This is a genomic window from Streptomyces sp. AC602_WCS936 (assembly GCF_019049125.1).
Lineage (GTDB): Bacteria > Actinomycetota > Actinomycetes > Streptomycetales > Streptomycetaceae > Streptomyces.
This window is the reverse complement of record NZ_JAGMUF010000137.1, coordinates 232312-245277: the sequence shown is the minus strand read 5'-3', so window position 1 is coordinate 245277 and position 12966 is coordinate 232312. Positions and strand designations below refer to the sequence as shown.

Genomic DNA, 12966 nt, shown 5'->3' with positions numbered 1-12966 from the left:
CGACACCTGCGAACACCTCGAGATGCTCCACTTCGCAGTACGTCGGCGGTGCGTTGTCAGTGGCTGGTGAGAGCCTGGGCTCATGGCGGACACCACGGACTTCGACTGGCGGACCTTCCTCCTCGAGTGGAGCGGTGAGTGGGCGGACTGCCCACCGGGGGGCGAGACACGGGACGAGGAGGACGAGGCCGCCCGGCGGTCCCGGTGGCTGGGCTTCCCGCCCGCCGACGAGGAGCGGATCGCGGCGGCCGAGGCCCGCCTCGGCCGCCGTCTGCCCCCGTCCTACCGGGAGTTCCTCCTGGTCAGCGACGGATGGCGACACGCGGGCGGATTCGTGTGGCTGCTGGCGGGCACCGCGGAGGTGCGCTGGCACGACGACGCGTCGGGACTGGCGGACACGTTCGAGGAGGACCTGGACGAGGACTCCACGCCTCAGGAGCGGCGGGAGGCGGACATCTGGCGGCGCGGACTGCAGCTCGACGTCCAGTCCGACGCCACCTACGTCCTCATGGATCCGGAGGACGTGGACGAGGACGGCGAATGGGCCATGTACACCTGGGCGGGCTGGCGGGCCGCGCCACCGGAGCGGCATGCGAACTTCCGTGAGTTCATGCGGGACATGCACCGTGAGTTCCACAGTCTGCACGCCAGTCCGGGCGAGGGGGAGCCGGAGTTCGTCAACGGCACGACGCGCAGGCTCGACGCGCTCGTCGAGGAGGCCCGGCTGGAGGCGCTGCGCGGCGGTTGGGAACGAGCCGTGCGGATGCTGGACGAGGCCAGGGGGTACGGCCGGCCGCGGGCCGCCGGACTGGGCGACCAGATTCGCCGTCTGCTCGGCGAGACCTACATGGTGTACTTCGAGGGTCTGGTCACGGACCCTCGGTACGCGCCCGAATTGCTGCCGCTCCTGGCCGCCGAGCACTCGGCCCACCCGTACCGGGACGACCGCACGCTGACGTTCCATCTGCGGGGTGCGGATGAGGGCCTGACGGGGGCGGCGTTCACGACGCTCGATCAGCTGAGGAACGGCACGTACGCGTACACGGCGACCGGGCCGTTCGGCGAGGCGGTCGAGCGGGCGCGGGAGCTGGCGCGGTGGGGAGACACCGACGCGGCATGGCGGGCACTGACGGGCGCTCTGCGCGGGTGGGAGCCGCTGGGCCCGGATCACCTGGCGCCGGTGGGGTGGGTCGCCGACCCGCTGCTCGGGCCGCTGCTGACCCCGGAGCGGGGACGCGAGCTGCTGTCCACGCCCCGGGGCGGGCAGGCCGGTGAGGCACCCCGGTCGACGCCCCCGCTGGACCCGGACGGCCTGGCGTGGCTCGCCGAGCCGGACCCGGGCAACAACCGCACGTCCTACCGGTTCGTACTGGTCGAAGGAGTCGCGCCGGAGGAGCTGCCCGGGCGGCTCGCGGACGAGGACGGCGCCGTGCTGAACGAGCCCACGACCTTCCGGCAGGCGCGCCGCGGCTCGTCGCAGAGCCGGCAAGAGTTCTCGTCGTACGAGGACCGGGCCCTCATGGCGGTCGGCCGGGCGGGCGCGGGGTGGAGCTTCGGCTTCGACGGCGAACCCGGATCGTTCGACCGGCAGCGTCTCGTCTCCCCCGCCGCGGCCGCTTCGGCGGGCACCCGCGCGGTGGTGGTCTGGAGCGGCCTGCGGAAGCGGCACGGCGAACCGTACTTCCACCTCTCGGTGGCACAGGACGGTGCCGAGCGGTACGCCTTCACGTTCGAGGAGGGGGAGACCCGCAGGGACGGGGAGATACCGCCGGCGCTGGATCCGGACCGGTTCTTCGGCGACCGGGCGGACTCCACCGATGCGGAACGTGCGCTGCTGGAAGCGGTGGGCAGGGAGTTCGGCGCGCACCTGCCCCGGCACGCGCTCGCGCACGGAAGGCTCCACACCTTCACCAGCCGCTCCTGGACACGTCCGCCGAGGGACGGGGAGACCTACCTTGTCTTCCACACGTACGTGGCTCCTGTGGGCTCGGTGGAGACCGGGCCGGCGGGAGAGGACGGGAGTGAGCCCACGTAGAGGCGCACTTCGGCGTTTCAGTCGTCCCGGCGGTCCCCGGCCCACACCGTGGGCGTCCGGCCCGACCAGGGGCTGGCCTGTTCGAGTTGTCCGGCGAGGCGGAAGAGGCTGTCCTCCAGGCCGTAACCGGCGGCGAACTGCATACCTATAGGCAGCCCCGACGCGGCGTCGGCCGTCACCGGTACGGACATGGCGGGCGTGCCCGCCACGTTGAACACGGCGGTGAACGGCGAGATGTCGAAGAGCCGTCGCAGCCAGCCGAGGCCGTCCAGCCTCCCGGCGCCCTCGGCATGCGTGCCGAGGGGCACGGGGAGCTCGGGCAGCGTCGGGGTGAGCAGCATGTCGTGCCCGGCGAAGTAGCCCGCCAGGGCTCGGGCGACCTTGTTGCGCGTCGCCAGCGCGGTGACGAACTCGGCGGCTGTGACCTCCTGTCCGTAGCGGTAACTGGCGAGTATGGGCTCCTCCAGGGTCGCCGAGCTCACGGACCGGCCCGACGCGGCGGCCAGCTCGTCGACCGACGCCGTCAGATTGGCGGTCCACTGACGGGCGTTGGCCAGGAGGAAGTCCTCCCAGTCGACCCCCAGGCCGACCTCGGCCTCCTCCACCTCGTGGCCCAGGGCCTCGAGCAGACGCATGGTGCGGGAGAGCGCGTCGGCCACCGGCGCGGTGGTGCGGTGTCCGCCCCACGCCTGGGTGAGGACACCGATCCGCAGCGGCCCCGGGTCGCGGGTGACTTCCTCCGCGTACGGCCGGGACGGCTCCTGGGCGAAGTAGGGGTCGCCCGGTTCCGGACCGCGGATCTGGTCGAGCAGGACCGCGCTGTCGCGTACCGTGCGGCTGACACTGCCGTGCACGGCCAGGCCGTTGAAGATCTCGTCGGAGTGCGGGCCCACGGAGACGCGGCCGCGGGTCGGCTTCAGGCCGAAGAGGCCGTTGTAGGCAGCGGGGACGCGGATCGAACCGGCGGCGTCGGTGGCGTGCGCCATCGGGACCACCCCGGCGGCGACGGCCGCGCCCGCGCCCCCGCTGGATCCGCCGGCGCTCCGCTCCGGGTCCCACGGGTTGCGGGTGGCGCCGTACAGCACTGGTTCCGTCGTGTTGCTGTAAGCCATCTCCGGTGTCGCGGTGCGCCCGAACGTCATGAGGCCGGCGCGGCGGAAGCGCAGCGTCAGGGACGAGTCGGAGCGGGCCACGTGGCCGGCCGCCAGGCGGCTGCCCATCTCCATGCGCCGGCCGGCCATGGCGACGCCGATGTCCTTGATCAGGAAAGGGACGCCGGCCAGCGGGGTGCTGCCCGGCTCCGGCAGGTCGTCCGCCGGCCACGTCTCGACGACGGCGTTGATCTCCGGATTGACCGCCTGCGCGGCGTCACGTGCGGCCGCTTCCAGTTCGGCGGGGGTGACCTCACCCTTCGCCACCAGTTCCGCGAGCCCTACGGCGTCAAAGCGTACGTACTCGTCGATTCTCACTGTCACTCCAAGACAAGGGGCGGGGCACCGCGACCATCGCGATACCGAATGGTCCCGTTCGATACCGATCGGTATCGAACGGGACGGACTGGTACCGTAGCAGGCGATGAGGGGCCCGACGCCCCACGGGACCGGACGTCACGGAGCAGTCATGGCAACGACCGCCGCAAGGCCGGGCAGGGTGGCGAAACTGCCGCCGCGCGAGCGCATCCTCGACGCGGCGGAGGAGCTCTTCCAGAGCGAGGGGATCCGGCGGGTGGGCGTCCAGGCGATCGCCGAGAAGGCGGAGACCACCAAGATGGCGATCTACCGGCACTTCGAGACCAAGGACGCGCTCGTCGCGGAGTGGCTGCGCATCGTCGCCGCCGAGTACCGGGCGGCCTTCGACCGGGTGGAGGCCGAACATCCCGGCCGCCCCAGGGAGCAGATCCTGGGCCTCGCATGCTTCATCGCCGAGGGACTGCCCGCGATCTCGCACCGGGGCTGTCCGTTCATCAACTCGCTGGCCGAGCTTCCCGACCGCTCCCATCCCGCACGACAGGTCATCGAGGAGCACAAGGCCGACCAGACCCGCAGAATGGTCGGCATGTGCGCAGACGCGGGACTGCCCGACCCCGAGCAGTCCGCCGCCGAGATCACCTTCGTACTCGAAGGCGCACAGGTCAGCACGCAGAACGGCAGCATCGACCGGGCGGGCGACCGGCTGATGCGCATCGTCGAGGGGATCGTGGACCGGCACCGCTCCCCGGCCACCTGAACGTGCGCCGCTCGCGCCCTGCCGGGCCGCTACTCCCGTACGGGCCGTCGCGCCGGTCGACGCATGCGGCTCAGGCACGAGGCTGAGACCACGAACGGCCACAGCGACTGAAGGAAGGTCACGACGCGTTCCGCGACACCGGCGTTGCCGTGTCGGTGCATCTCGAACAGGAACCATGCTCCGCCCACGGCCATCAGCGCGCACACCGCCACCGCGGGCGCGATCCGCAGAGCCCAGGGAGCGGCCGCCGTGCCGTCGACGGCCAGCAGCGGCCACACCGCCAGAAGTGTGAACCCGACGACCGCCACCGCGCCGTGCCGCAGTGAACCCCCGCTGCTCGGCGCGGGAAGCAGGGCCACGGCCAGCGCCGCCACACCCCCGCCGCCCAGCGCCAGGCGTCCGGCGGTCGCTGCCGCCCGCAGCCCCCAGGCGGTCAGCAGGTGACAGGCGCCCAGAGCGAGGAACGCCGTCGTCATCACCCAGTAGCCCGCGGCCCCGTAGGCGCCCAGAACGCTGATCGTCTGGGTGGCGGGGTCGTACGCGGGTCCTTCGAACAGTGCCGCGCCCGACCAGCCTCCGATCAGCAGGACGGGCGCACACCCGGAGGAGACGAGGACCCATCTGGGGACAACACGCATCAAGTAACCATAAAGTGACCGTCAGGCGGCTCGGCAGAGCCCCGCGGGAGCGGCCGGGACCGAGGCATGGTGAACGGGACGGGTGACGGGACCGGCCGCTCCGGCGGCCTGCGACCGGGTTCGGGCGAAGACGACCATGCGCAGCACCGCGAACCGCGCGACACCAGCGAGCGCGGAGGCGGACAGGTACACGACCTGCTCGAGCACCGCGTCGGGCGTCGCCACGAGTTGGCGCAGGGCGAGCATCGCCATGCTGGTCACCGCGTAGGCGGCCGCGGCGGAACCGGCCGACTGCGTGTGCTGGCGCCAGGTCGCGCGCCGGCCCGCACCGAAGGTGAAACGTGCGTGCAGTTCCGTGGCGAGCAGCGTGGAGACCACGGTGATCAGGGCGTTGGCCAGGATCCAGGGGATCCACGAGGCGAGAGCCGCCACGGCGAAGCTCGATGCGAGCCCCACTCCACCACCACAGAGCACGAAACGAGCGAAGGCGGTGAAGGCGCCGGGTGCGGCCTGCTCCCGATTCTGCGTTGCGTCCATGGTCTACCCCCCCTCGATTCTTTCCGACGAGGGAAACGCTACGTTGCATTCACAAAGCAGGCAACCAATTTATTGCGGAAATCAGCTAGTTTTGCAGGTCAGCACCTTAGAATCGTTGCAATGTGTTTCGATTAACGCAACACGCAACCGCGGTTCGTTGCAATGCTCACAGGGCACGCAGCCCCCGGTCGGCGAAGTCGATCAGCCATTCGAAACTCTCGTCGACGTCGGCGCTCCACTGGAAGCCGTCCGCGGCCTGCAACGTGGCGAAGCCGTGGCACAGGCTGCGGAGCATGCGCAGGGCGTGGGACACGTCGGCCGGGTCGATCTCGTAGCCCCGCAGGACGGCCATGAACGCGTCGAGAAGTCGCCGTGCGGCGGCGGCCAGCGGGTCGTCGGGACCGGACGGTTCCTGTCCGATCGTGGCCGCGTACCGGCCGGGGTGCTCCAGCACGAAGGCACGGAACGCCCGGGCCGCCGCCGCCAGGGCGTCGCGGCCCGCGTACCCCTGGACCGCGCCGCCGACCGCGTCGGCGGCCTCGCTCATCGCCAGGACGGCGATGCGCCGAAGGAGATCTTCCTGTCCACCCACGTGCTTGTACAGGGACGGGGCCCGCACACCGACCCGCTCCGCCAGCGAACCCATCGTCAGATTGGCGAGACCCACCTCGTCGGCGAGGGCGGCACCGGCCGCGACCACCGCCGCCGGATCCAGCCCGGCCCTAGGCACGGGCGGCGCCCGTACGCAGGAAGCCGAGCACGAGCGAAACCACCTGGTCGGGATACTGGTCGTGCGGGTAGTGCCCGGCACCCTCGATCATTTCGAGACGGCCGAGGCCGGACGGCAGCGCCTCGACGACCGCCGAGCCCTCGGCGTGCGGGTCGGCCCAGTCGGGATCGAGTGTTCCCATGACGACCAGGACCGGGCAGCGGACGTTGCCGAGCCGGGCGCCGGCGTCCGTCGGGGCACTGCGCCCCATGGCCTGCATGGCCTTCATCCGGCCCGGCTCGCGCAGCAGGGAGTCGATGCGCCCGAGCCGCTCCGCCCAGTCGGCCGGCTTCACGCCCGGGTAGGCGAGGTCGAGGTACGAGCGCCACAGCGGCAGACTGCCGAGCAGACCCGCACCGAGCAGCCGCAGCATGCCCTGCCGGAAACGCCTCACCTTCAGGTCGCCAAGGCCGACCGACTGCTCGCGGGTGAACGGCGCCAGCTCGACGACCGCGGTGACCAGCGAGGGCTCCCGCGCCGCGGCGATGGTGGCGGCACCGCCGGAGACCGAATGGCCGACGAGCACGGCCGGGCCGCCCAGACTGCGGATCACGGCGAGCAGGTCACCGGCGATGTCGGTGCGGCTCCAGGCCGGCCAGTCGACGCTGGACTCGCCGCAGCCGCGCAGGTCCACCGAGGCCACCCGGTATCCCGCCGCGACCAGCTGCGGGACGACGGCACGGTAGGCGGCGCGGCTGTCACCCATGCCGTGGGCGAGAACGATCAGGGGGCCGGAGCCCGCCACCTCGTACGCGATCGTCCCGCCGTCGACGGGGAGGTACTCGGTCATGAACGCCTCCGGAGAGCGTTGGCTAATTACATTAGCCATAAGCTATTGCCATTAGCCTGACCCGTCAATGCCGTCCCTCACCGCCGTACGGCGACCGCTCACTACTCCTGGGTGACGATCTGGATCAGGTTGCCGCAGCCGTCCTCGAAGACGGCCGCGGTGACGGGGCCCATTTCCACCGGCTCCTGGGTGAAGCGGACGCCGTGACCGCGCAGCCGCTCGTACTCCGCCTTGACGTCGTCGACGGCGAACTGGGCGAGCGGGATGCCGTCCGCGACGAGGGCGTCGCGGTAGGTCCGCGCGGCCGGGTGCCCGAGGGGCTCCAGGAGGAGCTCCGGGCCTTCGGGGTCCTCGGGCGAGACGACGGTCAGCCACCGGTCCGTCTCGCCCACCGGGACGTCGTGCTTCTTCACGAAGCCGAGGACCTCGGTGTAGAAGCGCAGTGCCGCTGCCTGGTCGTCGACGAAGACGCTGGTCATATGGATCTTCACGGGGTGCTCTCTTCCGGTTCGGGCGTGTCGGGGTCGGACGCGGGCCAACGCTCGGCTATCTGCCGGAGCGGGCTCACGTTCAGGTCGTGGAACTTGTAGCGCCCCTCCCGCCTGGTCTCGACGAGCCCGGCGCCTTCCAGCACGGCGAGGTGCTGGGAGACCGCCTGACGCGAGATGCCGAGGTGATGTCTCATGCTCAGCCGCGAGCAGATTTCGAACAGGGTCTGCCCGGACTTCTCTGTGAGCTCGTCGAGGATGATGCGGCGCGTGGGGTCGGCCAGCGCTTTGAAGAGGTCGTCGGCCACCACTCCAAGGTAGGCAAGCTCTCACTTGCCTATCAAGTCGGGGCGGTCTCCAGGCGGCGGTCGTCACACCCTTGACACGTTCACGTTGACCGCTTGTATGGTCTAGTCCAACAGAACTCGCCGCTCCGCTTGCGGAGTTGGGCCCCGCGCGGGCTCACCACTCCATTGGTGGGCGGCGGCGGGTGCGCGTCACCTTCGCGTCTCTCGACCCCCACTCAGAGAGGCCGTTCCCGACGTGCGGTCATCCCCACACACATGACCGCACGCCCCGGACGGCCCGAGGTGAAGGAGCTTCACATGCACGCCAGCAGGAAGACCGCTGCCCTGATCGGCGCGGCCCTCGCCCCTGTCATCGCCGTCAGCCTCCCGGCCTCGTCGGCGAGCGCGCACGGCTACATCTCCGATCCGCCCAGCCGCCAGGCCCAGTGCGCGGCGGGCACGGTGTCCTGCGGGGACATCAAGTACGAGCCTCAGAGCGTCGAGGGCCCCAAGGGCCTGACCAGTTGCAGCGGCGGCAACAGCCGCTTCGCGGAGCTGGACGACGACAGCAAGGGCTGGACCGTCACCCCGGTGCCGAAGAACGCGACGTTCTCGTGGCGGCTCACCGCGCAGCACGCCACCAGCACCTGGGAGTACTACGTGGGCGGACAGCGGATCGCCGTGTTCGACGACGGCGGTGCCAAGCCCGACGCCGTCGTGAACCACCAGGTCGACTTCGGTGGCCTGTCCGGTCCGCAGAAGGTGCTCGCCGTGTGGAACGTGGCCGACACCGACAACGCCTTCTACGCCTGCATCGACGTCAACGTCGGCGGCTGAGCGCGACCGCGTTCGCCCGGTGACGAGGGGGAAGGTACCCGCCGCGAGCGGGCGCCTTCCCCCTCGCCGAGGGTCGGACACGTGCGTAATAGGCTACGAATCGTCGGCCCGTCCGAGCGCCGAGGCGAGGAGTTGGCTATGTGCGCACAGGACGCGCGGGAGACGGCGGAGCGGCTGCGGACCATCGGCGACGAACTGTCGGACCGCTTCTACGAGCGGGCCGACGTCGTGCGGACGCTGGTGGTGACGCTGCTCGCCGGACAGCACTCACTGGTGCTCGGACCGCCCGGAACGGCCAAGTCGGAACTGGCCCGGGAACTGACGAGCCGGATCGACGGTGCCTCCTACTGGGAGATCCTGCTGTCGAAGTTCACCGCGCCGACGAGGATGTTCGGTCCCATCGACGTAGCCGCGCTGGCCCGGGGCGAGTACCGGCAGGTCTACGACGGCCGCGCCACGACCGCGCACATCGCGTTCATCGACGAGATCTTCAAGTGCTCCACGGCGGCGCTCAACGAGACGCTCGGCTTCCTCAACGAGCGGATCTACCACCCCGAGAACGGCGGCGAACCGATCCGCTGTCCCCTGATCGGAGCGATCACGGCGAGCAACGAGCTGCCCACCGGAGAGGACTCGGCCGCGATCTACGACCGGCTGCTCGTGCGCCTCGAGGTCGGCTACCTGACGGACCCCTCCAACTTCGCCGCGCTGGTCCGCTCCGCCGTCGGCGGCACCGAGGCACCGCCGCGGACCACGATCGAGCTGGCCTCGCTGCAGCACGCCGTGGCCGAGGCCGTCCCGGCCGTCGAGGTCCCCGACGCCGTCGTCGACGCCGTGTGCACGCTGCGGGCCGCGCTGCGCCGCAAGGAACTCGTCGCCTCGGACCGCCGCTGGCGGCAGGCCGTCCGCCTGCTCCAGGCCTCCGCCTACCTCGACGGCCGCCCCGCGGTCACCGACACCGACCTGTCGGTGCTGACGCACGTGCTGTGGGACTCCCCCGCCCAGCGTCCGGTCGTCGAGCGGGAGGTGCTGCACCTGGTCAACCCCGACGCCAAGGAGGCCCTCGACCTGGCGGACACCGTCGAGGAACTGGAGGCCCAGCTCGACGCCATGGCCGGCCAGTCCCGCGAGGCGCTGAGCGAGTGGGTCATCAAGAAGGCCCACCATCAGCTCGCCACGACGGGGAAGCGGCTGGAGAAGCTGCGCGCGGAGGCGGCGAGCGCGGGACGCACCACCGCCGCCATCGACCGCGTCGCCCGTCGCCAACGCGCGGTACGCGCCCGCGTCCTGACCGAGGCCCTCGGCGTGGACGCGAGCACGGTACAGGCCCAGCTCTGAGCACCGGGGCGGTCGGAAACATGGACGGGGCGCCGGACGCGACACCGGACGCGCACGGCGAGCCGGCGAGCCGGACCGGAAAGTGGCTGAGCCTTGCGAGCGCCACGGCCGAGCGGCACACCGCCGCCGTGGTCGCGGACCGGTTCGACCTCATGACCTGGCGCGACATGAACGGGCAGTCGGACGGACTGCGCGAGCTGGCCCGGGAACTGGACGAACGCCACGCCCACGCCGCCGATCTCCTGGCCGACGCGTTCCTGGCCGCCTACAAGGCACGGCCGCGGTTGCGGCGGTCGGCGGAGATGGACCCCTCCCGGCTGGTCAACCACCAGATCATCACGTCCCTGACGGACTCCCCGGAATTCGCCGCGCTGCACCGGGAGACGGCCGGTGACGCGTACGCCGCCGCCATGGCCGTACTCGCCCAGGCCGGCGCGCTGCGCCGGATGCTGGAGCACTCCGGGCGCGCCCAGGAACAAGCTGAGCGGGCGAAGCGAAGCCTGCTGGACGCCGAGGAGGCGGCCACCGCCGTGGCCGACGCCCTCCGGCAGGCCGCCCAGGAGACGCAGGAGGACGGCGCCGACGCCGTTGGACGGGCGGCCGAGGCGGCCGAGAACGCCGAGGACGCCGCGCGCGAGGCCGCCGTCGGCGCCGCACAGGCGCTCGGGGTGGCCGTCCCCGGGACCCGGGCCGCCGCTAGCGGCGCCGTGGCCCGGGCCGCCGAGGCCACGCGGAACGAGACCGCGCTGATGCGGGCGTGGGGCGTCGGCCCCGGCGAACTGGAGCGGATGCCCTTCGAGCAGCGGGCCCGGCTCGCCGAGCGGCTCCGGACCGGCCGGCTGGCCCAGTGGGCCGAGCTGATCGGACGGTTTAGGCAGATGGCCGGCGGCGAGCGAGCCCGCAGGGTGGAGAACGCCACCGGGGAACTGATCGGCGTCACGCTCGGCGACGACCTCTCTCGCGTCCTCCCCTCCGAGCTGGCGGCCCTCGGACTGCCCGAACTGCGGGCCGTGTTCGCCGCCCGCTACGCCGCCGGTGAGCTGATGCTCTACGACAGCCAGGGCGAGCAGGTTACCGGTCAGGGCGCGGTCATCGCCTGCGTGGACACCTCGCACTCCATGTACGAGGCGGGGCCCGGCGGCATCACCCGGGAGGCGTGGGCCAAGGCGTGCGCCCTGGCGCTGCTGGACCAGGCCCGCGACGCCGGGCGCGACTTCGTGGGGATCCTGTTCGCCGCCGCCGACAAGCTCCAGGTCTTCCGCTTCCCGGCCGGCCGGCCCGCACCCGTCACCGACGTGCTCGACTTCGCGGAGTCCTTCCTCGGCGGCGGCACCAGCTACCAGCGGCCGCTCACGGAAGCCGCCGCGGTGCTGGAGGAGGAGTTCAACGACACGGCCCGCGCCCGCGGCGACATCGTGATGCTGACCGACGACGACTGCGGCGTCACCGAGAAGTGGATGCGCGACTGGAACGCCGCCAAGCAGCGGCTCGGTTTCCGTGTCTTCGGCATCGCCGTCGGCACGCCGCGCGTCGCCGAGACCGACTCGGTCCTCGACGCCCTGTGCGACAACCTCCGCGCCGTCGAGGACCTCACCGACGTCCACGCCGCCGCGGACCTCTTCCGCGTCATCTGACCGGAGGCGATGGAGGTTTCCCGCGCCGTGCCGGGGTACCCCGCCGAACCTGGGAGGAGAGAGGAGAGCCGTGTCTGACGACAATCTCAAGAACGTCTTCGTGGTCGGTCTCGACGAGGCCAACCTGCCGACGCTCCAGGCCGTGCCGGGTGCCGACTCGCTCCGCTTCCACGGCCTGTTGACGGTCGAGGAGCTGCAGGACGGCGAGGTGCGCCTGCCGGCGGTGCTGGAGAAGGCACAGACGGTGCTGGACGCGTTCGACGGGAGCATCGACGCGATCGTCGGCTACTGGGACTTCCCGGTCAGCACCCTCGTCCCGATCCTCGGCGAGAGGTACGGCACCCGGACCACGAGTCTCGAGTCGGTGGTCAAGTGCGAGCACAAGTACTGGAGCCGGCTCGAACAGCGGGAGGTGACGGACCGGCATCCGCGTTTCGGCCGCGTCGACCTGGCGGCGGACCCGCCGCGTCCGCCGGACGGCGTGCGGTTCCCGATGTGGCTCAAGCCCGCGTTGTCCTATTCGTCCGAACTCGCCTTCGGGGTCGGGGACGAGGAGGAGTTCCGCAAGGCCGTCGCGGAGATGCGCGAGGGCATCTCCCGTGTCGGCCGACCCTTCGAGCACATCCTCGACCGGGTGGACCTGCCGCCAGAGATGGACGGTGTCGGGGGCCGGGTGTGTCTCGCAGAGGAGGCGCTGTCGGGCGTGCAGGTCGCGGTGGAGGGCTATGTGCACGACGGCGAGGTGATCGTCTACGGCACGCTCGACTCCATCGACTATCCGGACTCACCGTGCTTCCTGCGCCACCAGTACCCCTCCATGCTGCCCCCGGACGTCGTCGCCCGGCTGCGCGACGTGACCGAGCGGGTGATGCGCCGGATCGGCTTCGACAACGCGACGTTCAGCGTGGAGTACTTCTACGATCCGGGCAGCCAGGACATCAGCCTGCTGGAGATCAACCCGCGCCATTCCCAGTCGCACGCCGAGCTGTTCCAGTACGTGGACGGCGTGCCCAACCACCACGCGATGCTCGCCCTCGCCCTCGGGGACGATCCGCGCATGCCGCACCGCGAGGGCCCGTACGCGATGGCGGCGAAGTGGTATTACCGGTGGTTCACGGACGGTGTGGTGCGGCACGTGCCCTCCGCCGAGGACATCGCCCGCGTCGAACGCGAGATACCGGGCGTGCGGATCGAGGTCCTGCCCGAGCCGGGCCGACGGCTCTCCGACCTCTCCCAGCAGGACAGTTACAGCTACGAACTCGCGCACATCTTCACCGGCGGCGACGACGAGGAGGACCTGCGCAGGAAGTACGACCAGTGCGTCGCTGCCCTGTGCCTCACCTTCGACGGGCCGCCGGAAGGAGCGCGGGGTTAAGGAGCGCCGACC

The 12966-nt window shown here is 71.3% G+C and carries 13 protein-coding genes; 6 read left to right on the top strand and 7 right to left on the bottom strand.

From position 1 onward, the window contains the following. Nucleotides 1–82 precede the first annotated feature (82 nt). Nucleotides 83–2035 carry an SMI1/KNR4 family protein gene (locus KUM03_RS37345; RefSeq protein WP_217255054.1) on the top strand — a complete coding sequence of 651 codons (1953 nt, stop codon included), beginning with the start codon at nt 83–85 and terminating at the stop codon, nt 2033–2035. 17 nt (nt 2036–2052) lie between these two features. On the opposite strand, the gene KUM03_RS37340 is transcribed toward KUM03_RS37345, so the two are convergent. Beyond that, nucleotides 2053–3504, bottom strand: a complete 1452-nt coding sequence (locus tag KUM03_RS37340) for an amidase (protein ID WP_217255053.1) — start codon at nt 3502–3504, stop codon at nt 2053–2055. 151 nt (nt 3505–3655) lie between these two features. Here KUM03_RS37340 and KUM03_RS37335 point away from each other — a divergent pair, with 151 nt between their 5' ends. Further along, a complete protein-coding gene (locus KUM03_RS37335; RefSeq protein ID WP_217255052.1) occupies nt 3656–4261 on the top strand; it encodes a TetR/AcrR family transcriptional regulator in 606 nt (201 codons plus the stop codon). 29 nt (nt 4262–4290) lie between these two features. Here KUM03_RS37335 and KUM03_RS37330 read toward each other — a convergent pair whose 3' ends face one another. The 6 genes from KUM03_RS37330 to KUM03_RS37305 form a co-directional block, all read right to left on the bottom strand. After that, a complete protein-coding gene (locus KUM03_RS37330; RefSeq protein WP_217255051.1) occupies nt 4291–4899 on the bottom strand; it encodes a DUF998 domain-containing protein in 609 nt (202 codons plus the stop codon). A gap of 21 nt (nt 4900–4920) precedes the next feature. Next, the gene (locus KUM03_RS37325) at nt 4921–5436 is read right to left on the bottom strand and encodes a GtrA family protein (protein WP_217255050.1); all 516 of its coding nucleotides are present in this window, start codon (nt 5434–5436) and stop codon (nt 4921–4923) included. Between the two features lie 166 nt (nt 5437–5602). Further along, nucleotides 5603–6136, bottom strand: a complete 534-nt coding sequence (locus tag KUM03_RS37320) for a TetR/AcrR family transcriptional regulator (RefSeq protein ID WP_217255187.1) — start codon at nt 6134–6136, stop codon at nt 5603–5605. A 22-nt stretch (nt 6137–6158) separates the two neighbouring features. Next, complete coding sequence (locus KUM03_RS37315; RefSeq protein WP_217255049.1) at nt 6159–6995, bottom strand: alpha/beta fold hydrolase; 837 nt, start codon at nt 6993–6995, stop codon at nt 6159–6161. 101 nt (nt 6996–7096) lie between these two features. Then, nucleotides 7097–7486 (bottom strand): VOC family protein, encoded by a 390-nt coding sequence (locus KUM03_RS37310; protein ID WP_217255048.1) that lies wholly within the window; start codon nt 7484–7486, stop codon nt 7097–7099. Further along, nucleotides 7483–7791: a helix-turn-helix transcriptional regulator gene (locus KUM03_RS37305; protein ID WP_217255046.1), complete on the bottom strand. Its 309-nt coding sequence runs from the start codon at nt 7789–7791 to the stop codon at nt 7483–7485. Before KUM03_RS37305 ends, KUM03_RS37310 begins: the two co-directional genes overlap by 4 nt. A gap of 297 nt (nt 7792–8088) precedes the next feature. Between KUM03_RS37305 and KUM03_RS37300 the strand changes: the two genes are divergently transcribed. From KUM03_RS37300 to KUM03_RS37285, 4 genes are all read left to right on the top strand, one after another. Then, nucleotides 8089–8607: a lytic polysaccharide monooxygenase auxiliary activity family 9 protein gene (locus KUM03_RS37300; RefSeq protein ID WP_217255045.1), complete on the top strand. Its 519-nt coding sequence runs from the start codon at nt 8089–8091 to the stop codon at nt 8605–8607. A 138-nt stretch (nt 8608–8745) separates the two neighbouring features. Then, nucleotides 8746–9945, top strand: a complete 1200-nt coding sequence (locus tag KUM03_RS37295) for an AAA family ATPase (protein ID WP_217255044.1) — start codon at nt 8746–8748, stop codon at nt 9943–9945. Nucleotides 9946–9965: 20 nt separating this feature from the next. Next, nucleotides 9966–11579, top strand: coding sequence for a VWA domain-containing protein (locus KUM03_RS37290; RefSeq protein WP_217255043.1), 1614 nt, complete (start codon nt 9966–9968; stop codon nt 11577–11579). A 70-nt stretch (nt 11580–11649) separates the two neighbouring features. After that, entirely contained in the window at nt 11650–12954 is a 1305-nt protein-coding gene (locus tag KUM03_RS37285) for an ATP-grasp domain-containing protein (RefSeq protein WP_217255042.1), read from the top strand. Nucleotides 12955–12966: the final 12 nt, after the last annotated feature.